At 69.1% G+C, this 24497-nt stretch carries 23 protein-coding genes; 11 read left to right on the forward strand and 12 right to left on the reverse strand.

Annotated features, from left to right (window positions below):
- Positions 1–41 precede the first annotated feature (41 nt).
- From ACN469_RS41750 to ACN469_RS41760, 3 genes are all read right to left on the reverse strand, one after another.
- Complete coding sequence (locus ACN469_RS41750) at positions 42–1472, reverse strand: FAD-binding oxidoreductase (RefSeq protein ID WP_498777684.1); 1431 nt, start codon at positions 1470–1472, stop codon at positions 42–44.
- Positions 1469–2026, reverse strand: a complete 558-nt coding sequence (gene folE, locus ACN469_RS41755) for a GTP cyclohydrolase I (RefSeq protein ID WP_498777966.1) — start codon at positions 2024–2026, stop codon at positions 1469–1471. Before folE ends, ACN469_RS41750 begins: the two co-directional genes overlap by 4 nt.
- Before the next feature lie 105 nt (positions 2027–2131).
- Positions 2132–2476: a Rieske (2Fe-2S) protein gene (locus tag ACN469_RS41760; RefSeq protein WP_498777686.1), complete on the reverse strand. Its 345-nt coding sequence runs from the start codon at positions 2474–2476 to the stop codon at positions 2132–2134.
- 139 nt (positions 2477–2615) lie between these two features.
- Here ACN469_RS41760 and ACN469_RS41765 point away from each other — a divergent pair, with 139 nt between their 5' ends.
- The 7 genes from ACN469_RS41765 to ACN469_RS41795 all read left to right on the forward strand — a co-directional run bounded on the left by ACN469_RS41765 (position 2616) and on the right by ACN469_RS41795 (position 9543).
- Entirely contained in the window at positions 2616–3041 is a 426-nt protein-coding gene (locus ACN469_RS41765) for a hypothetical protein (protein ID WP_498777688.1), read from the forward strand.
- Between the two features lie 80 nt (positions 3042–3121).
- On the forward strand, positions 3122–4486 hold the full coding sequence (locus ACN469_RS41770; RefSeq protein ID WP_498777690.1) for a zinc-regulated TonB-dependent outer membrane receptor: 1365 nt from the start codon (positions 3122–3124) through the stop codon (positions 4484–4486).
- 25 nt (positions 4487–4511) lie between these two features.
- Positions 4512–5438 carry a metal ABC transporter substrate-binding protein gene (locus ACN469_RS41775; protein ID WP_498777692.1) on the forward strand — a complete coding sequence of 309 codons (927 nt, stop codon included), beginning with the start codon at positions 4512–4514 and terminating at the stop codon, positions 5436–5438.
- A gap of 3 nt (positions 5439–5441) precedes the next feature.
- A complete protein-coding gene (locus tag ACN469_RS41780) occupies positions 5442–6299 on the forward strand; it encodes a hypothetical protein (RefSeq protein WP_498777694.1) in 858 nt (285 codons plus the stop codon).
- Entirely contained in the window at positions 6286–7107 is an 822-nt protein-coding gene (locus tag ACN469_RS41785; protein WP_498777695.1) for a metal ABC transporter ATP-binding protein, read from the forward strand. Before ACN469_RS41780 ends, ACN469_RS41785 begins: the two co-directional genes overlap by 14 nt.
- Positions 7088–7960, forward strand: a complete 873-nt coding sequence (locus tag ACN469_RS41790) for a metal ABC transporter permease (RefSeq protein ID WP_498777697.1) — start codon at positions 7088–7090, stop codon at positions 7958–7960. Before ACN469_RS41785 ends, ACN469_RS41790 begins: the two co-directional genes overlap by 20 nt.
- Positions 7961–8055: 95 nt before the next feature.
- The gene (locus ACN469_RS41795) at positions 8056–9543 is read left to right on the forward strand and encodes a hypothetical protein (RefSeq protein WP_498777699.1); all 1488 of its coding nucleotides are present in this window, start codon (positions 8056–8058) and stop codon (positions 9541–9543) included.
- Between the two features lie 3 nt (positions 9544–9546).
- Here ACN469_RS41795 and ACN469_RS41800 read toward each other — a convergent pair whose 3' ends face one another.
- The 7 genes from ACN469_RS41800 to ACN469_RS41830 form a co-directional block, all read right to left on the reverse strand.
- The gene (locus ACN469_RS41800; protein WP_498777701.1) at positions 9547–10095 is read right to left on the reverse strand and encodes an isochorismatase family protein; all 549 of its coding nucleotides are present in this window, start codon (positions 10093–10095) and stop codon (positions 9547–9549) included.
- Between the two features lie 77 nt (positions 10096–10172).
- Positions 10173–10589, reverse strand: coding sequence for a MerC domain-containing protein (locus tag ACN469_RS41805; protein WP_498777703.1), 417 nt, complete (start codon positions 10587–10589; stop codon positions 10173–10175).
- A complete protein-coding gene (locus ACN469_RS41810; RefSeq protein ID WP_498777705.1) occupies positions 10586–12313 on the reverse strand; it encodes a hypothetical protein in 1728 nt (575 codons plus the stop codon). Before ACN469_RS41810 ends, ACN469_RS41805 begins: the two co-directional genes overlap by 4 nt.
- Positions 12285–12926: a hypothetical protein gene (locus ACN469_RS41815; protein ID WP_498777707.1), complete on the reverse strand. Its 642-nt coding sequence runs from the start codon at positions 12924–12926 to the stop codon at positions 12285–12287. The genes ACN469_RS41810 and ACN469_RS41815 overlap by 29 nt, the downstream gene beginning before the upstream one ends.
- Positions 12927–12940: 14 nt before the next feature.
- The gene (locus ACN469_RS41820) at positions 12941–13321 is read right to left on the reverse strand and encodes a hypothetical protein (protein ID WP_498777709.1); all 381 of its coding nucleotides are present in this window, start codon (positions 13319–13321) and stop codon (positions 12941–12943) included.
- A gap of 84 nt (positions 13322–13405) precedes the next feature.
- Positions 13406–13897 carry a hypothetical protein gene (locus ACN469_RS41825; RefSeq protein ID WP_498777711.1) on the reverse strand — a complete coding sequence of 164 codons (492 nt, stop codon included), beginning with the start codon at positions 13895–13897 and terminating at the stop codon, positions 13406–13408.
- A gap of 299 nt (positions 13898–14196) precedes the next feature.
- Positions 14197–14631 carry a hypothetical protein gene (locus ACN469_RS41830; protein ID WP_498777713.1) on the reverse strand — a complete coding sequence of 145 codons (435 nt, stop codon included), beginning with the start codon at positions 14629–14631 and terminating at the stop codon, positions 14197–14199.
- A gap of 336 nt (positions 14632–14967) precedes the next feature.
- Between ACN469_RS41830 and ACN469_RS41835 the strand changes: the two genes are divergently transcribed.
- The 3 genes from ACN469_RS41835 (at position 14968) to ACN469_RS41845 (ending at position 18546) form a co-directional block, all read left to right on the forward strand.
- The gene (locus ACN469_RS41835; RefSeq protein WP_498777715.1) at positions 14968–16440 is read left to right on the forward strand and encodes a hypothetical protein; all 1473 of its coding nucleotides are present in this window, start codon (positions 14968–14970) and stop codon (positions 16438–16440) included.
- 96 nt (positions 16441–16536) lie between these two features.
- Positions 16537–17247: a Bax inhibitor-1/YccA family protein gene (locus tag ACN469_RS41840; RefSeq protein ID WP_498777716.1), complete on the forward strand. Its 711-nt coding sequence runs from the start codon at positions 16537–16539 to the stop codon at positions 17245–17247.
- 141 nt (positions 17248–17388) lie between these two features.
- Positions 17389–18546, forward strand: a complete 1158-nt coding sequence (locus ACN469_RS41845) for a lytic polysaccharide monooxygenase (protein WP_498777718.1) — start codon at positions 17389–17391, stop codon at positions 18544–18546.
- Positions 18547–18612: 66 nt separating this feature from the next.
- Here ACN469_RS41845 and ACN469_RS41850 read toward each other — a convergent pair whose 3' ends face one another.
- The gene (locus ACN469_RS41850) at positions 18613–18954 is read right to left on the reverse strand and encodes a (2Fe-2S) ferredoxin domain-containing protein (RefSeq protein WP_498777720.1); all 342 of its coding nucleotides are present in this window, start codon (positions 18952–18954) and stop codon (positions 18613–18615) included.
- A 605-nt stretch (positions 18955–19559) separates the two neighbouring features.
- On the opposite strand from ACN469_RS41850, the gene ACN469_RS41855 reads away from it, so the two are divergent.
- Positions 19560–22355, forward strand: a complete 2796-nt coding sequence (locus ACN469_RS41855) for a vitamin B12-dependent ribonucleotide reductase (RefSeq protein WP_498777722.1) — start codon at positions 19560–19562, stop codon at positions 22353–22355.
- Positions 22356–22440: 85 nt separating this feature from the next.
- On the opposite strand, the gene ACN469_RS41860 is transcribed toward ACN469_RS41855, so the two are convergent.
- Positions 22441–24414: a glycoside hydrolase family 183 protein gene (locus tag ACN469_RS41860; protein ID WP_498777724.1), complete on the reverse strand. Its 1974-nt coding sequence runs from the start codon at positions 24412–24414 to the stop codon at positions 22441–22443.
- Between the last annotated feature and the right edge of the window lie 83 nt (positions 24415–24497).

Below are 24497 nucleotides of genomic sequence, written 5' to 3' on the forward strand. Positions count from 1 at the left end.
AGGAGCGCGAACTGCCTCGGCGATGGTCACGCTACGGCTACTCACGTAGAACGCTTGAGCGCGGGGAAGATTTTCTGGGGATTGAGCATCCCTGATGGGTCGAAGAAGGCCTTGAGCCGCCGCTGGAGTTCGAGCAGCGCGGGGCCTTGTTCCAGCGCGAGAAATTCCCGCTTCGCGAGGCCCACACCATGCTCGCCTGTGATCGTGCCGCCCAGCTCCACCGTCATCACCAACATGCGACGCAGCGCCTCATCCACCAGGGCGCGCTGGTGCGGCCCCTCATAGAGGATGTTGGCGTGGAGGTTTCCGTCGCCCGCGTGGCCGTAGGTGGCCACGGTGAGTCCCAGCTCGTCGCCCATCGATTTCAGGCGCGAGATGATTTCGGGAATTTTCGAGCGGGGGACGACGATGTCCTCGGAGATCTTGTGGGGCTTGAGCGCACGCAGCGCTGGAGAGATGACCCGCCGCACGGCCCACAGCTTCTCCCGCTGACCCTCGTCCCGCGCGACGAGTGTCTGTGTGGCACCTTGCTGTGCGCAGATGTCGCCGAGCCGTGACAGCTCCTCGAACAAACCTTCTTCATGGTACCCGTCGACCTCGGCGATGACGGCCGAGCCCGCGCCTTCCGGGAACTGGAAGCCCCGGCCATCCACCGCGCGCAGGGCCACGTCGTCGATGAGCTCCAGGCACCTCGGAAGGATGCCCGCGGCCAGCACGGCGGAGACGCCGCGCGCCGCATCCAGCACGGACGGAAAGACGACCAGGGCCGTCAGCACTTTTCGTGGCAGCGGAATGAGCTGCAGCGTGATTTCGGTGGCGACCCCGAGCGTCCCCTCGGAGCCCACGAAGAGGCCCACGAGGTCATAGCCGGCCACGCCCTTGATTGTCCGGCGGCCGACCCGCAGCACTTCTCCGTCCGGAAGCACCCACTCCAGGCCGATGACGTAATCGCGCGTGACGCCGTACTTGAGCGCGCGAGGCCCGCCCGCGTTCTCCGCGACGTTGCCGCCCAGCGTGCAGAACTCCCAGGAGTTCGGATCCGGTGGATAGAAGAGGCCCTGCGCCTCCACGGCCTTCATCAGGTCGCCCGTCACCACGCCGGGCCCCACCACCGCGGTGAGGTCCTCCGCGGAGATGGAGTGGATGCGATTCATCCGCTCCAGGCTCACCGCCACGCCACCGTTCAAGGGCAGCGAGCCTCCGCTCTTGCCGCTGCGGGCGCCACACGGCGTGAAGGGCACGCCGTGCGCCACACACGCCTTGAAGATGGCCGACACCTGCGCGGTGCTCTCTGGAAACACCACGACGTCCGGTGGGAAGACGCCGCTGTCGGACTCGTCCTTCCCGTAGGCCGCGAGCGTGTCCGCGTCGCGCCGCAGCTGCCCCTGCGCGAGGAGGCCCGCGAGGACTTCACACACCCGCTCCACCCGCTCCGGCTCCACGCGGTCCGTCCGCGCGGAAGGCCCACTCATCGGCGGGTCCCCAGGCGCGCCCACAGCTCACGACGAAGCGAGCCATCCCGCCGCAGCTCGCCTTCATAGGCCTCCGCGTGAGTGATCGCGTCGTGCTGCTGGGCGCCTCGCATGCGCAAGCACGCCTGCTCCGCCTCGATGATGCACGCGGTGGCGGGGCTGCCGAGTACGCGGGCCAGGGCACCCGCCACCTCACGCGCCAGGTCCTCCTGGAGGATGAGCCGGTGCGCGAAGCAGTCCACCAGCGAGGACAGCCTGCCGAAGCCCGCCATCCGCTTGCCCGGCACATACGCGACATGCGCGCGTCCCGTCACCGGCAACAGGTGATGCGGACACATGGAGACGAAGCGCAGGTGGGTGACGACCACCAGTTCGCGCGACGAGCCCTTGGGCGTGGGGAACGTCTTGCCCAGCACCTCCTCGGGCGTCTTGGCATAGCCATCCAGGAACTCACGGCTCCAGGCGTCGGCCACGCGCTGCGGGGTGTCCACCAGGTTCGCGTCGTCCAGGGGAAGTCCGGCGGCGCGCAGGAAGGCCTCCACCGCGCGAGCCATGGCGGTGGGGTCCGGCACGCTGACGACGGGCCTCGGGACGGGGGCGTTGCGGGTGCGAGCTTTGGACGAAGTCACGGGGAGAAGGGCTCCTACAGGGGCGGGCGATCAGCGGATGGGGACGCTATCCGATGCGGCGACGAGGATCTCCTCACCTCGCACGCGGACCTCGTAGATGCGGACGCTCGCGTCGGGACGCCAGGGGCAGCGCCCCGTCCGCACATCGAAGGGCCAGGCATGCAGAGGACAATGCAGCAGGTGTCCCTCCAGGTCCCCCTCGTGCAGCGAGCCGCCTCGATGAGGACAGGTATCGCTCAGGGCATGGAGCCGCCCGTCCACCCGGACGAGCGCCACCCGGGTGTCTCCCACCAGGACCACGGCGCGACCGCGTGCGTCCAACGCGGCGAGCCGAGCCACCGGAATGAATCGTCCGTCCGGCTGTCCTTCATCCATACAGGTGTCTCCAACCGCCCATGCCCCGAGGACCATCCCGGTGAATGCGGTGACAGAGGTGTCCGTCCCACCGCCGTGCTAGCCTGCCTTGACTCTCCCAGGTGCCGTCAGTAGAGCACCTGAACCGCCCCCTCTTCCGATGATCCAGCGCGCACATACCTTCGTCCGTGGCATCGCGACGCTGCTCGTCGCGCTGTGGGCGTTGCAGCCGCTGGGGGCCCTGCTCCACGTCCGGGACGCGCACGCCCACCGCTTCTGTCCCGAGCACCAGACGTTCGAGGAGACGGCCCGGGGCACCGGCTCCATCCAGGCGCGACTGGCGCCCGAGAAGCTGGCGCAGCTCTCCGCCCTCCCCTCGTCGAACACCGACGCGACGCGGCTGGCCCATGAGACGTGCCCGCTCTTGACGTCGAGCACGCGGGACGAGCTGTTCTTCAGCTCCCCGTCGTCGTGGACACTGCCCCGGCTCGCGGTCAGCCGTCCCTCCACCGCGCCGCCTCGCGTCGCCCCTCCGCTCTCCGTCCTCGACACCGCTCCCAAGTCCTCGCCACCCGCGCGCGCCTGAGTCGCGTCCAGCAGGTGTGAGCAGGTCTTGCAGTGGAGTGCACGCGCACGCGTGCGCCCCGGTTTCGAGGAGCATTCCCGGTGTCATCCGTCTTCGTTCGTCTGCACGGCGCCTTCATCGCCGTGTCCATCGCAGCCCTGTTCTCCGCGGCCTCCGCCTCGGCGCAGGAAACCCCTCCTCCCCTCCCTCCCGATGCGGGAGTCCCCGAGTCCGAGACCAGCGCCGACGCTGGAGCGACCGAGGAAGTCCCCGCGGGCCTCACGCCCGAGGAGATGGCCGAAATCGAGAAGGCCTTCGGTGGCGACACCCAGCAGGGTGTTCCCGCCGGCACGGCCTCCGCGCCTGACTCCACTCCAGGTGGCGGCCTGCCGCTGTCGATTCCCGGAGGGACGAGCGGCACCAACTTCCTGGACATGAGCTTCATCCTGGATATCGCCGCCGCGGCCTTCACGTCCAAGGAGCCGCTCCAGGGTGGTGCGCACGACCCCACGCGCAACGGCTTCAACCTCCAGCAGTTGGAGCTGTCCATCGGCTCGGTGGTGGACCCGTACTTCCGCTTCGACGCGAACATCGTCTACAGCCAGTTCGGCGTCGAAATCGAGGAGGCCTACGGCACCACGCTGGCCCTGCCCGGCAGCCTCCAGGTGCGCGCGGGCCAGTTCCTCACGCGCTTCGGTCGGCTGAATGCCACGCACCCGCACGCGTGGGACTTCGTGGATCAACCCTTCGCCATGAGCCGCGTGTTCGGCGCGGAGGGCAACCGGGGACTGGGCGTGGAGGCGTCCTGGCTGTCTCCCCTGCCCTGGTACGTGGAGCTGACCGGCAGCCTCACGGATGCCACGGGCGAGGCCACTGCCCGCAGCTTCCTGGGCGCGTCGAATGACCGCGTCCTCTCTCCCCTGGACCTCCAGGCCACGGGCGTCCTGAAGCAGTTCTTCGAGCTGACGGATGACCTGTCCCTGCTGTGGGGACTGTCCGGCGCGACGGGCCCCAACCCCACCGGCTATCGCAACCGCACGGATGTCTTCGGCACCGACGTGTACCTGCGCTACCGGCCCATCACCAAGGCCAGCAACACGCTCGTCACCCTCCAGGTGGAGGCTCTCTACCGCCGACGACAGGTGCCCGACGACGTGCTGACGGACATCAACACCTATGCCCAGCTCGCCTGGCGCTTCTCACAGCGCTGGGCCGCCGCCGCGCGCTACGAGTTCGGCACGCCGGCCAAGGGTGAAGGCGGCGCGGTGGCGGTGGATCCACTGGACCCGGAGTGGACCAAGAACCGGGACCGTATCTCCGCCAACCTCACCTTCTGGCCCACCGAGTTCTCCCGACTGCGCATGCAGGCCGCCAGAGACCGGGCCCGTTGGCGCGACGAGGCGGACTACTCCGTCTTCCTCGCGCTCGAGCTGGTGACAGGCGCCCATGGCGCCCATGCGTTCTGAACCTCTTTCACGGGAGCCCTGCCCCATGCGCCACTTTCGTTTCGTCGCGGCCCTGTGCGCCGCCCTCTGTCTCTTCGCCGCCGCGCCCGCGCTCGCGGCCGTCAATGTCGTCACCACCCTTCCGGACCTCGCCGCGCTGACCAAGGCCGTGGGCGGAGACCTGGTCCAGGTGCGGTCCATGGCGCTGGGAAGCCAGGACCCGCACCGCGTGGACGCGAAGCCCAGCCTCGCGCTCGCGCTGAGCAACGCGGACCTGCTCATCATCGTGGGCCTGGACCTGGAGATCGGCTGGTTGCCCAATCTCCAGACGGGCTCGCACAACCCGCGCATCCAGGTAGGCAACCCTGGCTTCCTCAATGCCTCGCAGTTCGTTCGCCTGCTGGAGATTCCCGCGACCAAGGTGGACCGCAGCGAGGGCGACGTACACCCCGGCGGAAACCCCCACTACCTCTATGACCCGCGACAGGGCGCGGCGGTGGCTCGCGGAATCGCCGAGCGACTGGCGCAACTCGACACGAAGAACGCGGCGACCTACCGCGCCAACGCCGCGAAGCTGACCGCGGAGCTGGATGCCGCGCGCGTGGGCTGGGAGAAGCGGCTGGCGGGCTTGCGCGGCGCGCCCATCATCGCGTTCCATCGGACGACGGCGTATCTCGCGGACTGGCTGGGCTTCGAGCCCATCGCGTTCCTGGAGCCCAAGCCGGGCATCCCGCCCAATCCGGCCCACGCGGCCCGCGTCCTCGTGCTCGCCCGGCAGCGCAAGGCGCGCATGGTGCTCATCGAGAGCTACTACAACGAGAGGGAGGCGAAGATGCTCGCGGACATGATTCCCGCGCCGCTCGTCACCCTCCATGGCGGCACGGACTTCCGCTCGGGTGAGACGTACATCCAGCACATCAACGAGATGGTGGGCAACCTGGAGAAGGGTCTCACCGGCGGGAAGGGAGGCTGAGTCATGCGGACCCGACTGCTGCTCCCCTTCTTGCTGCTGTCCGGCTGCGCGCTGGACTCAGGCGAGGGCTTCGCGGTGCTGGAGCCCACCGTCACCGCCAGCTACGTGCCCGCGGCCTCGCGCGACGCGGGCAATGGCTTCCAGCGCCTCGCGTCGGACTACCAGGTGAGCCTGGGCTCGGCCGCGCTGGGCATCTCCCACGTGGAGCTGGTGGGTGGCGCGGGAGGCGGAGGGCCGACGACGTTCGACCCCGCCAATCCGCCACCGGGTTACAGCCTGTGCCACAACGGCCACTGCCACAGCGATGACGGCGCGCTCGTGGACTACGAGGACATCGAAGCGGAGCTGGGCGGAGGTGGCTCCTCCTCCACGCTCGTCGCCGCGCTGCACGTGGACGGAGAGCTGAACCTGCTGGCCCCGGAGACCACGGCGGTGGAGTGTGAGCCGGACTGCGAGCTGCCCCGCACCGCCGTCTCCCGAGGCGTCTGGGAAGTCACGTCGGTGACGCTGACGGGCCTCGTGCGGGACTCGCGCGCCACGCCACGACTCGCTCAGACGCCCTTCCGCATGACGGTGGTGTCCGAGGACGGCGCGGAGGGCGAGGAGGCCACGCCGCTCTTCACGTTGGCCGGCGAGGTGGACGTGCCGTCGGACCGCGAGCACAAGCCTCGCGTGAAGCTGGCGCTGACGCTCGAGGTTCCCCCCACCGTGTTCGACGGCCTGGATTGGGCCGCGTTGACACCCGGCGTGGATGGCGTGCTGGACCTGGGCACCGTCTCCAACGAGGCGGCGCGCAAGGCATTGCTCGAAGAGCTGGCGGCACTGAAGCCCCAGGCGGAGGTGCGACGTGAAGACCGATGAACCCGTGAGCCCGGACACCGCGAACCACTCCGTGCCGCCGACCTTCACCTTCGGCGAGCCGCTGCTCACCTGCACGGAGCTGGTCATCGGTTACAACGACAATGCCATGTTGCCGCCCATCAACATGGTCATCCGCCGTGGCCAGTTCGTCGCGGTGGTAGGCCGCAACGGCTCCGGCAAGAGCACGTGGTTCAAGACACTGCTCGGGATGATCGACCCGGTGTCGGGCACCATCACCCGGGGCCATCCGGAGATGCGCAGCGCGTATGTGCCGCAGACGTCCGGCATCGACTCGCTGCTGCCGCTGCGGGCGAGGGAGCTGACCGCCTGGGGCCGGCTGCGCAACTGGAGCTTCCTGTGGCCGTTCGCCCGCAAGGCGGACCGCGACGCGGTGGAGGTGGCCCTGGAGACGGCTGGAGCCAAGGCCATCGCGAACAGGCCCTACCGCGAGCTGTCCGAGGGCCAGAAGCAGCGCACGCTGCTGGCCCGGCTCATCGCCACCGAGGCGGACATGGTGCTGCTCGACGAGCCCACCGCCGCCATGGACGCGGTGGCCGAGCGCGAGACGATGCAGCGGCTGTGCGTGCTCGCGCGCCAACGAGGGCTGGGTGTGGTGGTGGTGTGCCACGACCTGGAGGTCGCCGCCGAGCACGCGGACGTGCTGCTCTTCGTGGACCGGGAGACCTCCGCCTTCGTCGTGGGCGACGCGCGCACCGTGTTCTGTCACCCCGCCTTCCGTCGCCAGTACGGCGACGAGTACTGCCACCGCGCCCCCGAGGGACCCCACCGTGGATCCGATGCTCGCTGAACCATCCCAGTGGCAGCAGTTCGTCGACGGGTTCGAGCTGTTCCGGGACCCGCTGCTGTGCGCCCTCCTGGCCGGCGGCGTGCTCGGCTTCCTGAGCGTCTACGTGGTGCTGCGGCGCATGGTGTTCGTCAGCGCCGCGGTGGCCCAGTCCGCCGGTCTGGGCGTGGCGCTGGCGTTCTACATGGGCATCCACCTGGGCTTCGAGGTTGAGCCCGTCATCGGCGCCACCGCGCTCGCGCTCCTGGCGACGCTGCTGCTGATGATGGACCCCACCCGGCTGCGCCTGACGCGGGAGAGCCTGCTGGGCCTCGCGTACGCGCTGTCCGGCGGCGCGGCCGTGCTGGTGGGCGACCGCATCGCCCAGGAGTCCCACGACATCCAGGGCATCCTCTTCGGCACCGCCGTGCTGGTGACACCCGAGCAACTGCGCACCGTGGCCGTCGCCAGCATCCTCGTCCTGGTCATCCACCTCTGGTGGTACCGGGGCATCACCTTCGCGAGCTTCGACCGCATCGGCGCGCTGGTGCAGGGGCTGCCCGTCCGGCTGCTGGACGGCGTCCTGATGGTGTCCATCGGCGTCATGGTGGGCGTGTGCGCCCGAGCCCTCGGCGCGCTGCCGGTGTTCGCCTTCTCCACGCTGTCCGCCATCGCCGCGCTGATGCTGGACTTGCGACTGCCGTGGACGTTCTTCGTGGCCACGCTCGCGGGCATCGTCTCCGGCGTGGGCGGCTACATGTTCGCCTACTTCTTCGACTTCCCGGTGGGCGGCTCGCAGACGGTGGTCGCCGCGATGCTGGTGGGCCTGGCCATGGGTGCACGCGCACTCATCCAGCTCGTACAGCGCGCACGCTGAACGGGACTCCGGCCCACTTCGATATGGGCCCCGGGACCTCTCGTTACCGGGAGCAGCCTCGATAGCGACGAGGCGCTTCCGGAGGGGACCGCGACATGAGCTTCCGTGCCTTGGCGATGTGCTGGCTGTTCTGGGCTGCCTGCGTGGGCTGCGCGCATGGCCCACGCACCGTGGAGTCCGAGACGCCCAAGTTCGAGCACGTCTTCCAGAAGCCCCTGGAAGAAGCGCTGGCCGTCACCCGCGAGCTGCTCGTCACCCGAGGACATTCCATCGAGGAGACGACGGACCCGACCCAGTTCCTCACGAAGTGGAAGACCACGGACAGGGGTGACACCTGGAATGACCGCTACACGCGCTTCCTGGTGACGGGCATCTCCGTGGGCCCGCGACAATCCGTCGTCCGCGTCTTCCAGATGACCTTCAACGCGGTGGGCAACGACGTCGACAGGAAGAACCACTGGTGGAAGATCGCGTGGAACTACGCCGTGCACGACAGCAGCCCCTTCGCCGACCTGGGGCCCCCCATCCGACTGCCGCAGAACCAACGCATCGAGATGCGCTCGATGATGAACGGCACGCGAGCGCTGGACCTCGAGCGGGAGTTGACGCTGCGACTGGAGTCGACTCCCTCGTTGGAGGTGGTGAGCGGCAACGTGCGAGAGGAGCCGCGCCCCAGGGCCGTGCGCGACTCGGACTTCTACCTCACGCGGTGGAAGGACGAGGCCTCCCAAGCGGGCCCCTGTGGCGAGGGCATGCGTGGGCTCCCGGAGGTGCTGGACCTCGGAATGACGCTGCTGGTGGGCGAGCAGCTCGGCTCTCGTGAAGCTCCCGCGGTGGTGGGCGAGCTGGTGTGCCAGGTCGCCGAGGCGGGGCTGCCCGTCGCACTGGGGTTGTCCATTCCCCGCTCCGAGCAGGAACGGGTGGACCGCTACCTCGCGAGCGCGGGCGCTCCTTCGGACCAGGATGCGCTCCTGGAGGGGCGCTTCTGGCAACGGACCTACCAGGATGGCCGCAGCAGCCGCGCCGTCCTGGACCTCATCGACCGCGTCCGCGCCATGCGCATGGCCGGGTTGAGCGTGACGCTCCTGGCGTATGACACGGACCTGGCTCGCGGAAGCGAACGCGATGGTCAGCAGGCCACGTTCTGGAACAAGCGCCGCGAGGCACAGCGGGTCGAAGTCCAGGTCATCCTCGCCGGCAACACGCATACGCGCACCGTCACCGGCACCCCCTGGGACCAGGACTTCACGCCCATGGCGCATCTCTTGAAATCCCCACGGCTCGTCGTGTTGGAGATGAGCTACGCCCAGGGAACGCGCTGGGGTTGCGACCTCGACAGGGACGGGAAGATTCAGTGCGGGCTCATCGGCTCGACGCCTTCGGGCAAGGTGGCGGCGCGCCCCGGACTGTCGCCGTTCATCACGTCCTTCGAAGCGCCGACGCCCGAGGGCATCCACGGCATGCTCTACGTCGGAGCGTTGACGCCTTCCCTCCCCGCCATCTCCAAGCCCCAGGAGGCGCCTCTGCCCATCCGCCCCCCGTTGCCTCCGCGCCAGGATGGAGTCAAACCGCCGATGTTCTAGGCGTCAGCGGACCGCGGCGGAGACCTTCTTGAACTCGGGCGTGCCCGCGCGCCCGAGCAAGTCGAACAGCACGGCCTCCACCGTGGCCACCGTCGCCCCCGCATCGCGGCACAGGTCCAACCCCACGCGCCGGTCCTCCGTCGAGCGCGACATCACCGCGTCCGCCAGCAACACCGGCGTGTAGCCGCGCTCCGCCAGGTCCCGCACCGTCTGGAAGACACAGATGTGCGTCTCCATGCCGGCCAACAGCACCTGCTTGCGCGTCCCCAGCTGCGCGAGCACGTCCGGCACGGCGGCGCTGAACTCCAGCTTCTCCACCGCCTTGAAGCTGCCCAGCTTCAGCCGCAGCAGCGAGTGCGTGGGCCCCAGGCCCTGGGGATACTGCTCGGTGATGATGACGGGGAGGCCGAGCGCCCGGGCGCCTTCGACGGCGGCGCTGGTGCGCGAGAGCATCCGGTCCAGCGCGTCGCGGTCCATGGCCGCGCACAGGCGCTCCTGGATGTCCACGACGAGCAACGCGGCCTGGTCCTGCGTGAGACGGAAGGTGGGCATGCCCCCTCTCCTCGCGCGAACGACTCCGGCCCGTCAAGCGCCGGGCGCATGGGACGCCCCAGGCTCGACGCTTTCGCTCAGCGGGCTTCGGACGGGCAACACTCGCGGCACAGGGCCCGGTTGCGCCCATGTGCCACCGCCATCAACAACCCGCCCCCCAGGGTGAGCCCTATCTCCCAGCCCTCGCCCGCGCCCTCCGGCACCAGGAACGCTCCCGCCGCCAGCAACGTCAGTCCGCCTCCGGCCAGCACCGGCACCACTCGGCGACGGTGAAGCCTCCAGCCCGGGATGAAGGCCGCGAGCGCCCCCACCAGGGCCAGCGCCAGCAACCCCTGATGAGTCCCTTCCCCACTCAGCCACCGCGCCGCCGCGGCGGGCAGGAGCCCGAGCACGGCGGGGAGCACCACGCAGTGAACGACACACAGCGCGGAGAGCAACTGCCCCACCCCATCCCAACGCGAGGGCACGACGAGACTTCGTTCCAGAGAACTCAACAGGACACCTTCTCCAAGGGACGGAAGTCAGGAGGCACCGGAAGCGGAGCCTCCTCGGCCGTGTGGACCAGCCGCAGGATGCGGCCCCGTCCGTCGATGTACGTCCTCGCGCGTCGCAGCTCCGGCAGGTGCGCGTCCGCGTCACGCCACCGGTCGAGGAAGGAGTTGAAGTCCTGCACCGCCAGCACGCGCTCGCCCAGCGCCGCGCGCGCCTCGGCCAGGAGCAACCGGAAGTGGCCACAACCGGGGCGCTCGTCGACCAGCGTCCGGGCCAGCTCCAGCGCCTTCTCCTCGCGCTCACCGCGCATCCGGGCTCGCGCCAGCGTCTCTCGCGCGGGCCGCGAGAACGACGCGGGGCCCGACACGCGAAGCCGCCGCTCCATGCGCCACGCGCGAATCAACGTGGCCTCCGCGCGACCACCATCTCCGCGACGCGACTCCAGCGCGCCGCGCAGCTCGCACTCGGCCACCTCCAACACCCGGGAGACATCGCGCGGGCACAGCGCGCGCCCCTCGGAGCGACGCACCTCGGACAGCGCGGGCTGCAGCGACTCGAGCGACGCGCACGCGCGCTCCGCATCCAGCAGTCGCCCCGCGTCCAGCGCGTTGATGCCCCGCGTGTACAGTCGGACGCCGTCGCGCAGGGCCTGCTCGGAGACGGTCAGCTCACCGGCGAGCTCCAGCGACACGTCCGCCGCCGCGCGGCAGAACCCGAAGCGCAGGTGCATAGACACCAGCGTGGTCGCCGCGAAGAGCACGGCCTGGGCCTCGCCACCCGCGGCCTCCACGCGCTGACGCAACCGACGCGCCCACGTCTGCGCGTCGCTGTACTGCCCCGCCTCCGCGCAGCCCTGACTCAACAGCCGCATGGCCAGCTCCGCGCACGGCGCGAAGAGCGTGGGCAGCGACTCGCCCGCGAGGTACGCGTCATCCGCCTCCACCGCGGCCTCCAGCACCCGGTAGGCGGCGTCCGTCTCGCCCAGCCGGCCCAGCAGTCGTCCCGACACCAGCAGCGCGAAGCTCGCTCCCGGCGCGAGCTTCGGGAGCAGCAGCGCGCTCTCCCTCGCTGCCTCGGGCCGGGGACTCGGGAGCATGGTGCACACCCAGGCGAAGTGGGCGCCCACGTGGTCCGGGCGCGTGCGCAACAGCTCCCGCAGCAGGGCCTGCGCGTAGGGCTGCCCCTGTCCGGGGCGACCATCCGGCTCGTACCCGTCCGCCAGGAAGCCGGCCAGCAACAGCTTCGCCTCCGCGTCCTCGGGATAGCGGTCGACCAGACCCTCCATCTCCCGCACGAAGGCATGACGGCCGTTGGCCGGGCCCTTGTCCGCGAGCAGGCTGGCCGCGACGATGTAGCGCTGCTCCACGTCGGGCAGTCCCTCACTCAACGCGAGAGCGCGCGCCATCGCCTCCGCGCGCGCCGTGGCGAAGCGCGCTCCGGGCCCTCGCGTCAGCGCCAGGCCCCACCACGCCATGGCCAGCTCCGGGTCCAACCGCGCCGCCTGCGCGAAGGAGCGCCGCGCCTCCGGCCCCCAGCCCAGGTGCAGCAGGCTCAAGCCCTGGTCGAAGTACGCCTGCGCCAGCGGTACTCGCGTGCTGACCTTCAGGTGCGATGTGCCCAGCCCCTCGCGGAGCGCCGGACAAGGAAGCGCCTCATCCGCGACGTCCTCCCAGGCGGCCTGGACGTAGACGGATGGCTCATCGTTGCGAAGCAGTCGCGACAGCATGATGTCCTCCCAGTGCCCCGGAAGCCGAGGCGCCACCGGCGTTGAAACCCAAATCCAGCGAGCGGATGCGCGTGCCGAGCCGCCACCACGCGGCGGCCAGCGCTTCCGGTGGAACAGGAGACGCCTTGCGCCGAGCCGCCACGCAGGTGCGCCTCCACTCGAGCCCCACTTCCCGGGTCACCCAGTCCTCGTGCCCGGCCAACCACTCGGCGAGCCCCGCCAGACTCCGACGGACCTCGCGCCGCTCCTCCACACTGGCGGGAGCCCGCCACGTGCCCAGCTCACAGGCCTGATAGGCGGGCCTCGCCGGAGCGCGCTCCAACCAGCGAGGGGTGAAGCCGTCTCTTGGGACGAAGACGGCCTGACCGCACTCGCACAGCGCGCCGAAGCCCCACAGCGACAGCCGACCTCCGTCCGGCAACGCGACGGAGTACGCGCTTTGACCTTCCACTCCCTCGGGCCGCGCGTGGCGGACGAGGCCGCGGCGCATGAGGAGATTTCCCTCCGGGCAGCGCACGTCCTGCCCGAGGCACCACATGGTGACGTCGAACAGACGCTCCGCGTCCCGGAGGACGTCGCGCGGAAGAATCGGTGGGGCTTCGGCGAATGACACGTGGGCCTCCCGACTCAGCTCGCGGACTTCTTCGCCGGGCCCGCGCGAACGGCCGCGTCACCGAACAGCGCCTTGGGGTCCACCGCGCCGCTCCCCTTCTTGGAGAGCACCGCGTTGACGGCCCGCACCAACTTGCCGCGCACGCGACGCGGCAGCGGCAGGTCCACCAGCGCCGCGTTGAGCTGCTGCTCGCTCACGCCCCGGCCACTCTTCGGCTTGCCCAGCTCCAGCTCCGCGTAGCTCTTGCCCTGCGTGTCCTTGTTGCGCCGCTTGTCGGAGCGCTTGCGCTTCAGGGTGCGGTCGGTGTCGGCCTGGGCCTCCAGCTGGCGCGACAGGCGCAGCAGCGTGGCGGAGGCAATCTGCTTCTCGGTCAGGAACTGCTGAAAGGCTCCCATGGTCTTCTTCTCCAGGAGGGGCCGGCGCCAGGGCCGGCCCCGGATTCGGGGTGAAGCACCGGGGCACCCGCCCCGGGCTCGCGGCTAGTGCTCGTGACCCTCGTGCGACGCCTCCTCGATGACGAGGTTGACGGACGCCGCCGACGTGGGACCGAAGGTGATGGTGTGCGTTCCGACGGTCAGCGGGACGACGTGCCGTCCCTTGATTTCGGTGCACGTCTCGGAGCTCTTGGCGCTCTCCTCGATGTCCACCGCCGCGCCGCTGCTGTCGGTGATGGACACGGGGACATCCGCGCTGACGTAGAGGACGTAGTCCGTGGCCTCCGACGCGGCGAACGAGACGGAGCCCGACCGGCCGCCCGTGCCATCCACCAGGGTGATGTCGTAGCGACGGTGGTTGTTGGACACCGTCGGAGGTGTGCCGCTGAGCGTGGCGAGGACGGCGACGGCCGGGCCCTCGCGCAGGTGCTCGCACCCCTCGACGTCGACATCCTCCTCGGGCTCCTCGTCGTCGCCGCAAGCAGCGGACAGGAGCGCGGTGGACATCAGGAGGGCGGCCAGAAGCTTCTTGTTCATGTGTGTAGCTCCACGTGGATGGACAACAGGTCCCCAGCCACCAACGCCGCCACGAACCCCGCCCATGAAGGCGGAGCCAGAGCGGACACCGGGGGCGGGGTGGGAATCGCGCGGAACGTGCGCGACACGGGGGGCGAGAGCGTGCACGCAGGGGAAACGAGCCATCCAGCGGCGCGTCGCGCGGTGGCTGGCGCACGGCTCCATTTCTCGGAACCGGACGTCAGTCAGCGGCCACGGACCGCGGCCTTCTCAAGGCATGACTGTGCCGTGAGCGAGGGACGCGTACCCTGGGCAACAGCTCAGGCGCGAGGCGGAGAGGCTTTGGGGGCCAGGTGCAGCCGGGCGACAGGCTCCGCGTGGAAGCGGAACACCGCCAGCGCCGGTGAGGAAAGCGTGGGCACCCGGGTGAGGACGGGCGTGCCCTCCACCGGAGGCGGGGCCTCGCGGCGGATCAACGTGTGAAGACAGTGCGCCTCGGCGCCATGGCCGACGGGCGCATCTTCACGAGAAGCGAGCCGGACGTCGTCGAAGGTCTCCTCGACGAGCGGCGCCAGGTGCGAGCCGCCCTCCTCCACGTGGACGACCTCACCATGCTCCAAGCACGTGGCGTGCTGGACCAGGGCGAAGTGCAGCACGTTCCCCATGTACGCCAGCGCACACACGGCCACGAGCGGCAGCGCCAGCAGGCGCGACCGAGCGAGACACGAAGACGTTGGGCGAAGGGAGCGGCTCACGGGGAATGGATTTCCAGCGGTAAACGCAATGCGGTTGTAAGCCAGACGGAGCGCGCGTGCAAGCCACATGGAATCACACACATGCGAGTTCGTGCGGCGCGAGGGCGGACGTCAGGCCATGGACAGCTTCCGGCGAGCGAGCACCTCCGGGTGGTCCGCGGCGCCGGGGACCGACACACACGGCAGGTGATGGAGGCCGTCCCGGGCGTCGCGGCCTGGCGGGGGTGCCCGCGTGCGGGGACATGAGGCCTCGCACCGATGGACGGTGGGGGCCGCCGCGAATAGGTTCACCGACTCCCGGACGAGTGCCGGGCAAGCCGAGGGACAGAAAGACCCGTGCAAGAGCTCATCGACGTGCTGCGACACCAGGCACGCCACTTCGCGCCCGAGCTGTCACAGCTCGCCTACAAGCGGGGGTTGGCGGTGACGCAGTTGGATGGCACCACCCGTCCCATCCCCATCACCGCCACGCCCGTCATCCTGGATGCCGCGGAGATCCGCCGCCGCGCCGAGCTGTCCGCGCGCCTGTCCTCCGCCACCGTGAAGATGGCGCGCGCCACCCTCGAAGGACCCGACGCGCAGGAGCTGCTGGGCGCGCTGTCCCCGCTCGAGCGCACGCTCGCGGAGCGCACCTGGCGGCAATCCGAGCGCCTCGCCACCACGCGCGTCGACTACTTCGTGTCGGGCGGCAAGCCCTGGGCGCTGGAGGTCAACGCGACCATTCCAGCCATGCAGGGCTACTCGGACATCGCGGCCCGCTCGTTCATCGAGGTGGTGGCCCGGCACTTCCGCTACCCGGAGAAGGCGCTGGCCTCGCTCTTGGCCCTCAACGGCAGCAACGCGTTGGCGCTGTACCGCGCGCTGTTGGACGGCTACGCCGCCGAGCGCCCGGGAAAGTTCCCGGACACGGTGGCCCTGCTGTGCCGCCGCAACGACGCGCAGATCTCCGAGCTGCGCTGGCTGTGCGAGCGCTTCCGCGAGATGGGAGCCGACGCGGACGTGGTGCACCCGGACGAGGTCTCCGGCGACAACGCCTTCGAGGTGCGCGGCAAGAAGTACGACCTCGTCTATCGCCACCTCTTCGTACGGCGACTGGAGCAGGCGCCCTCCCCGTGGGTGGAGGACTTCCTCTCCACGGTGCCCGGCAAGAAGGCCGTGTTCCTCAACCCGCCCGCGTCGCAGGTGGAGGCGAAGTCGACCTTCGCCCGGCTCTCACAAGCGCTCGCGGAGCCCGCGCTCGCCGAGGCCGCCGGACTCACCGACGATGAGCTGGAGGCGGTGCGGACCTCCGTCCCCTGGACGCGCGTCTTCAAGGCAGGCCCCGCGACGGGCCCTGACGGCGGGCGACTGGACGACCTGGTCGCCGAGGTCGCGCGGACGCCTGCCCGCTTCGTGCTCAAGCGGGCCTGGGACTACGGCGGCAAGGCGGTGTTCCTCGGTCGCTCGGAGGGCACGGTGCCCTACTCGGAGCGGGTACAGGCCGCGTATGGCGAGCTGCTCGCCTGGCCGGAGCTGTGCGCTCGCGCGGCGGCGGACACGACGGGCGGTGGCTTCGTGGTGCAGCAGATCGTCGACTCGCCGCCGGAGGACCACCTGCTCTGCGAGCCGAACGGGACGGTGCTGCCCACGTCGTTCTTCGTCGACTACTCGGCATACGCGTCGGTGGGGCTGGCGAAGCAGCCTGCCTGGGGTGGCGTGTGCCGGGGCTCCATGGCGGAAATCGTGAATATCGTGGGCGGAGGAGGCGTGCTGCCCCTCATCACCACCGAAGTCGCCTCGAAGCTTTTGCTCGCGTGGAAGGCGATTTAAGGGAAGGTTCCGTGGGGGTCCGCGCACGCCCCGAACGAAGACGCTATAAGCAGTGGCGCCGCCGGGCTGAAGCTCCGGCGCGAAAGGATACGGTTCATGGCCTGGGAAACTTCCGGATGGCAGACGGCCGAGAGCGACTCGGTCAACTCCGTGCTGGTGCAGGAGTCGAAGCGCGCGTTCATGACGCGCGTGCATGGGTGGATGTTCGCGGGGCTGCTCGTCACGGGCGTGATGGCCCTGCTGACGCTGAGCAACGAGGCGCTCTTGCGCACGGTCATCGACTGGCGCCTGGGCTTCATGATCGCCCAGGTGGGGGCGGTGCTCGCGCTGTCGTTCCTCGCGCCGCGCCTGTCGGGCCCGGTGGCCGCGACGATGTTCCTCGGCTACTCGGCGCTCACGGGGATGACGTTCGCCATCCTCTTCCTCGTCTACACGGCGGGCAGCATCGCCCAGGCGTTCTTCCTGACGGCGGGCGTCTACGGCGCCATGGCCCTCTACGGCACCATCACCAAGAAGGACCTGAGCGCGTGGGGCACCTTCCTCTTCATGGGCCTCATCGGCGTGGTGCTGGCGAGCGTCGTCAACATCTTCATGCGCAGTGACATGATGTCCTTCGTCGTCGCCTGCGCGTCGGTCCTCGTCTTCGCCGGCCTGACGGCGTACGACACCCAGAAGCTGCGGGAGATGCACGCCAACAGCGGCTACAGCAGCGCCGCCACGGTGAGCATCGTCGGCGCGCTGACGCTCTACCTGGACTTCATCAACCTGTTCCTCGCCATCCTCCGGCTGATGGGTCGCCGCCGGTAGTCGGCCAGTCGACACTTCCAGCCGAGCCAGGAAGCGGCGGCGCGTTCCCTCCAAGGACCGCGTCGCCGCTTTTCGTTTTCGGGCGTTGACCCGATTTCCGGACTTCTTTCCTCCATCCCTTCGCACAGGAGGAAACCCGCAATGTTCAGGCCCCTCGCGTCATCACTCGTCGTGCTGTCCCTGCTGTCCGCCAGTCTGGCGTCAGCGCACGGCTCCATGGAGGTCCCCCTCAGCCGCGTCTACAGCTGCTTCAAGGAAGGTCCAGAGACGCCCAAGTCCGCGGCGTGCAAGGCCGCCATCCAGTCCGGAGGCACGCAGGCGCTCTATGACTGGAACGGCGTGCGGCAGGGCGCGGCCAACGGTCGGCACCGCGAGCTCATCGCCGACGGCAAGCTGTGCAGCGCCGCCAACGAGAGCCACAAGGGCCTGGACCTGGCGCGCACGGACTGGCCCGCACCGCTCATCACCCCCGACTCCAGCAACCGCTTCGAATTCGTCTTCCACGCGACGGCGCTGCACGCGACGGCCTACTTCCACCTGTACGTCACGAAGGAGGGCTACAACCCGGCGCTGCCGCTGAAGTGGAGCGACCTGGAGGCCAACCCCTTCTGCACGCTGACGGGCAACGCCCTGCAGTCGAACAACCGCTATCGCTTCACGTGCCCCTTCCCGCAGGGCCGCACGGGGCAGCACGTCATCTATGCCATCTGGCAGCGCTCCGACAGCCCGGAGGCGTTCTACTCGTGCAGCGACGTGAAGTTCAGCAACACGCCGCCGCCCCCCACGTCGTGGAAGGAGCTGGGCGCGGTGCAGGCCCGCGAGGACCTGCCGGCCCGGAGCAAGGTGACGCTGCGCCTGTTCAACAGCGCCGGGAGTGACGCGGAGACGCACCCGCTCCAGCTCGACTCGGCCACGCCCTCGGCCACGTGGATGTACCTGCTGGCCCAGCGGGTGAACGCCAGCTCCAGCCGCGTGCAAGTGGGCGAGCTGCAGTCGAACGGCACCGTCAGCCCCGTCAACAGCGCCACCGGCAACCGCGTCTACTCGCGCGAGGCGAGCGACTCCTTCCAACTGGACATCGAGAAGCCCACGGGCGGTGGCGGCGGTGGAGACCCGGCGCAGTACACGTATCCGAATGGCATCTCCAACTACGTGGCGGGAACGCTCGTCCAGGGAACGAACGGGCACGTCTATCGCTGCAAGCCCTTCCCCTACTCCGGCTGGTGCCAGGGCTCGGCGCCGTACTACGCGCCGGGCACCGGCAGCCACTGGAGCGACGCGTGGGAGTTCGTGCGCTGAAGCGGAAGCCCGCTGTCACGTCATGAGCTAGCTTCGCGACACCCGAGGGCGGGGAGCCGACAGTCGTCAGCTCTCCGCCTTCTCTTTTCGTACGAAGGGCATCACCAGCCGCGCCACGGGGCGGCCTTGCATCAGGTGCTCCTCGACGATTTCGGGCACGTCCTCCACCTTCACTCCGCCGTACCAGGTGCCCTCCGGGTAGACGACCACGGAGACGCCGAAGGAGCAGGTGTCGAGGCACCCGGCCGCATTGGCGCGCATCCGCCCCTTCACCCCGCGCTTGTCCAGCTCCGCCTTGAAGGCCGCGCGCACCTCCTCCGCGCCCTTGGAGGCGCAACACCCCTTCGGATTGCCATCCGGGCGACGGTTGGTACAGACGAAGACGTGGCTCTGGAACGGAGGAGGCATCCCTGCCTCCTAACGCGCTGGTTCCCCGAAATCGACCCCCACCTGTCCGCCGGACAACGGACCGAACAGACGGGCAGATGACGAATCGGGCCTTCGCCCCTACCGCGCTACAGGGCTGATGCACAGACTCCCAGCAAACGTCCCCCAGTGATCACGCTCGTTTGCATCGGAGTGACGCTACATGCCTCGCCAGCTGTTATCAGCAAACGTAGAGCCTCCCTTGACTTGGCGTGGAAAAGGCCATGAATCTGCCCCTCCTGGCCGGTCGTGCTACAGGCCGCTACGGCTTTCCCCCGCACCGAGGCTCGGCGCCAGAGGCCCATTTTGTGGTGTGTGCGACACTTCCCAGCACTATTAGTGGGGTCAGTGCTGTTCTTGATCAGTCGCGCCTAAACACGTATTGATCCGGCCGCCCGGCCAGCGGCCAGGCAATCTCACCAGCTGAAGTCTGGGGCCTTTGGCCTCCCAGGAAGCGCTTCGCGAGTCCGCTCCGGAGTCGTCCACGCCTGTCCGCGTGACGTCCCAGGAACCTTCGGAATCTCGCGCCCTTAGCGTTTCGCTAAATTTTGCATTTCAACTCAGAGTGAATCCGGAGGGGTGGCGACATGGAGAAGGAGCTGAGTGCGAAGCCCATGGTGAGCGGGAAGGAGCGGCGGGCGGGACGCGGCAAGGTGAAGGTCGCCGCGACGGGGCTGAGCGTGGAGCGCTACTTCACGACGCCTGGGGTGGACCCCGCGGACGAGCTGGCGTGGGAGTACCGCAGCGCGAGCATCACCGGTGAGGACGGCAAGGCGGTCTTCGAGCAGAAGAACATCGAGGTCCCCCGCTCCTGGTCGATGCTGGCGACGAACGTCGTGGCGTCGAAGTATTTCCGTGGCACGCCGGGGACGGCCGAGCGTGAGACGAGCGTGCGCAAGCTGGTGGCGCGCGTGGTGGACACGCTGGCGCGCTGGGGCGTGGAGGGCGGCTACTTCTCCACCGAGGCGGACCGCGAGACGTTCCACGCGGAGCTGACGCACCTGCTCCTGAAGCAGAAGGCGTCGTTCAACTCGCCCGTCTGGTTCAACGTGGGCGTGGAGGCGCAGCCGCAGTGCTCGGCGTGCTTCATCAACAGCGTGGATGACTCCATGGACTCCATCCTCTCGCTGGCGCGCACGGAGGGCATGCTCTTCAAGTACGGGAGCGGCACGGGCAGCAACCTGTCCACCATCCGCGGCAGCAAGGAGCTCCTGGCGGGCGGTGGCACCGCGTCCGGCCCGGTGTCGTTCATGCGCGGCTTCGACGCCTTCGCCGGGGTCATCAAGAGCGGCGGCAAGACGCGCCGCGCGGCGAAGATGGTCATCCTCAACGCGGACCACCCGGACGTGCTCGAGTTCATCCGGTGCAAGTCCCACGAGGAGAAGAAGGCCTGGGCGCTCATCGAGGCCGGGTATGACCCGTCGTTCAACGGCGAGGCGTACGCGTCGGTGTTCTTCCAGAACTCGAACAACTCGGTGCGCGTCACCGACGACTTCATGAAGGCCGTCGTCTCCGACGGGCCGTGGCAGACGCGCGCGGTGCGCGATGGCCAACCTCTGGAGACCCTGCGGGCGCGGGACGTGTTCCGCGAAATCGCCGAGGCCGCGCACCTGTGCGGCGACCCGGGGATGCAGTTCGACACGACGGTGAACCACTGGCACACGTGCTCGGGCACGGCGCGCATCAACGCGTCCAACCCGTGCTCGGAGTACATGTTCCTGGACGATTCGGCGTGCAACCTGGCGTCGCTGAACCTGATGCACTTCCGCGACATCGCCGGCGACTTCGACGTGCCGGCCTTCAAGCACGCGGTGGACGTGCTCCTGCTGGCGCAGGAGATCATCGTCGGCTTCTCGCGCTACCCCACCGAGCGCATCGGCAAGAACAGCCACGACTACCGACCGCTGGGCCTGGGCTTCGCGAACCTGGGCGCGCTGCTGATGGCGTCCGGCCTGCCGTATGACTCCGACGCGGGCCGCAACTACGCGTCCGCCATCACCTCGCTGATGTGCGGCGAGGCGTATGCGATGAGCGCGCGCATGGCGGAGAAGCAGGGCCCGTTCGCCGGCTACGCGAAGAACGCGGAGCCGATGCTGGGCGTCATCCGCAAGCACCGCAAGGCGGCGTACAACGTCTCGGCGACGGGCGTGACATCGGAGCTGCACGCGGCGCAGAAGGCGGCGTGGGACGCGGCGCTGGCGCTCGGTGAGGTGCACGGCTACCGCAACAGCCAGGTGACGGTGCTGGCGCCCACGGGGACCATCGGCTTCATGATGGACTGCGACACCACGGGCATCGAGCCCGACATCGCGCTCATCAAGTACAAGAAGCTGGTGGGCGGCGGGATGCTGAAGATCGTCAACCAGACGGTGCCGCAGGCGCTGGAGAAGCTGGGTTATCCGCAGACGCAGGCGCAGGACATCATCAGCGCCCTGGACAAGGCGGACACGATTGAAGGCGCCCCTCACCTGAAGGCCGAGCACCTGTCGGTGTTCGACTGTGCCTTCAAGCCGGCGAACGGCCAGCGCAGCATCCACTGGATGGGCCACATCCAGATGATGGAGGCCTGCCAGCCGTTCCTCTCCGGTGCCATCTCCAAGACGGTGAACATGCCGTCGAACTCCACGGTGGAGGACATCGAGAAGGCCTACATGGAGTCGTGGAAGCGCGGCCTGAAGGCGGTGGCCGTGTACCGCGACGGGTGCAAGCGCACGCAGCCGTTGAACACTTCGAAGGAGACGGTGAAGGACACGCGCAAGGCTCCGGTGGCCGCCGCGACGGTCGTCGAGCCCGCGGTGAAACCCGAGCCTCGCGCCGTGCGGCGCCGGCTGCCGGACGAGCGGCGCTCCATCACCCACAAGTTCTCCATCGGCGGCCATGAGGGTTACCTCACGGTGGGCATGTACGAGGACGGGGCGCCGGGCGAGCTGTTCATCGTCATGGCGAAGGAGGGCTCGGTGGTGAGCGGGCTGATGGACAGCTTCGCCACCAGCATCTCCCTGGCGCTCCAGTACGGCGTGCCGCTCAAGGTGATGGTCGACAAGCTGAGCCACACGCGCTTCGAGCCGAGCGGCTTCACGGGCAACCCCGCCATCCCCATCGCCAAGTCCATCACCGACTACATCTTCCGGTGGCTGGAGCTGAAGTTCCTGCCGAACGAGGACGCGGTGGACGACACCCTCCTGGCCCGGGCAGACGCGCCCGCGACACAGCCCGCCCTGCCCGCGCAGGTGGCCTCGCTGTCGCTCCCCGCGCAGAACACCCGCGCCACGTGGCTCAACCAGGCGGACGCCCCGCCCTGCCACACCTGCGGCGCCATCATGGTGCGCAGCGGCGCTTGCTATAAGTGCGGCAACTGCGGCGCCACCAGCGGCTGCAGCTGAGCGCCACACACGGACATCCGTGGTGACGAGGGCTCCGGAGCCGATGGTTCCGGGGCCCTTGCCGTTTGTGTACCCCGCGCTCGCGTCAGTCGCGAGTCAGCGTCACATCGTCCACCTGGATGAAGGTGTCCGTGCCGGAGGCCCACAGGCCCGCGAACAGCTCCACCGAGTGGTTCGCCCCCGAGTCGAAGCTCACCGAGAGCTGCGTGTAGCCCGACAGCGGCTGGGTGTAGTGGACCTCGGAGAGGACAGGGCCACCTCTGGGCAGGCGGGCGCCGAAGTAGCCGTCATTGTGCGCGCCGGACGTGCGTACCCAGCCCTTCAGCGTGTAGCGCGTGTGGGGCGTCACGGCGGCTTCCTGCTTGATGGCGTGCCAGCCCTGCGTGCCCCGGGCCCAGGCGTTATTCGCGCCCGTCCGCGCGAAGCCCGCGCCTCGGTCGATGCCCGCGTTCCCGTCGGGGTACCAGGGTGACGTCGCGCTCGTGGAGGACTGCTGCTCGAAGCCCGCGTGCGCCACGAGGTTGGTGCCCCGCTTGAGGCTCACGTCATCGATCTGGAGCCAGGTGTCTTCGTTCGCCCAGAGTCCTCCGTAGACCTCGACGATGGCGTGGGGGCCGGAGTTGAAGGTGACGACCTGCTCCGTGTACGCCGGCAGCGAGGCGAAGGCGCGCTCACCCAGGATGGCGCCGTTGCCCGGCCCGCGTGCCCCGAAGTAGCCCGTCGTGTTGTTCGAGGACGTGCGGACCCATCCTCGGAGCGTGTAGTCGGTGTGCGGCTGGACGACGACGCTCTGCTTGAGCGCGTTCCAGCCGGAGTTGTAGCGCACGAAGCCGTTGTCCTGCCCGGTCCGCGCCTGCCCGACGTTGCGGTCCACGCCGGCGTTGCCCACCGGGTACCAGGGGGCCGTCACGGGTGTGGCGGACTGGGACTCGAAGCCGGGCTCGGAGAGGAGGTTGTCTCCGTCCGCATCCGCCACGAGCGTCGCTCTCATCAGGAAGGTGTTGTACGGCGTCCACTGCGACATGACGAAGTAGAGGCTCGTCGCGGAGTTGCCCCACGGGTGGATGAACGCGTTGTAGAGGCCCGGGAATTGACTGCCGAGGGCGAGGATCTTCTCACCGCTCCACGGCCCCACGGGCGTCCCCGCATCCCGCATGACGGCGGCCTGACGGTGCTCGTTCAGGTACGTCATGAGGAACCGGCCGAGCGCCGCGTTGTAGGAGACGGACAGCTCTCCCGCGATGCCGATGGCCACGGGTTGGGAGGCGGCCTGGGACACGGCCCAGCCGTTGCCGTCCCAGTAGCGGTAGGCGTTGATGTCCAGGAGAGAGCCCTCGGGCACTCGCGCGAGGTGGACGTTGCCGTAGCGTCCGTTCGGCGTCCCGTACAGGTAGACGAACCCACCATTCTTGATGAGCGCGGCCATCTGGAAGTTGTTCGTCCAGGAGGCGTTGTTCCACCAGCGCGCGCTCGGGTGCTTCGCCCAGGTCTGTCCGTTGTCGTCCGAGTACGCGAGCCCCGCGTGGTTCGTGTACCAGTGGCCGGCTTCGCCCCAGTGGTGGATGGACATGTAGTGGATGAAGTGGCGCGAGCCCACCGTGACGCCCGCCGTGGGGATGACGGTGATTTCGTCGTTGTTGATCTTCTTGGACGGGAGGACCTCCTTCGCGTGCCGGGCGTAGTCCTGGACCATCGACGCGAAGGTGAGGCCATCCGCCAGGTTCGTATCGGAAGAGCGCGCGAGGACATTGCTGCGCCAGCCGGTTCCGCACCCGCCGTTGCCACACCAGCCCGCGCCGAACGTGTCGCCGAAGAGGACGAAGACCTCTCCCCCACCCTTGTCCCAGACAATGCCGAGGTCCGTCCCATACACCTCGTGATTCACGTGGGTCTGATTGGGATTGGGAAGGACTTCACCCGCGGGAGTGGCCCCCGTCACTCGGGAGACCTTCGTCACGCTCGTTGGCGTCACGGCTCCGGCGACACCCGTGTACATCCAGGCCAGGACCCATACTGCTCGATGCAACGCCGACCACACCCAGGGCTGCTCACGATTCATCGTGCGTCTCCGCCTCTCTGGTTCGTCTCGATGCGTTGCTCGGGGCCTCCGTACCCGGGACGGACCTCGCGCCGCCCCCGTCG

This window comes from Corallococcus terminator (genome assembly GCF_049194865.1).
Classification (GTDB): domain Bacteria; phylum Myxococcota; class Myxococcia; order Myxococcales; family Myxococcaceae; genus Myxococcus; species Myxococcus terminator_A.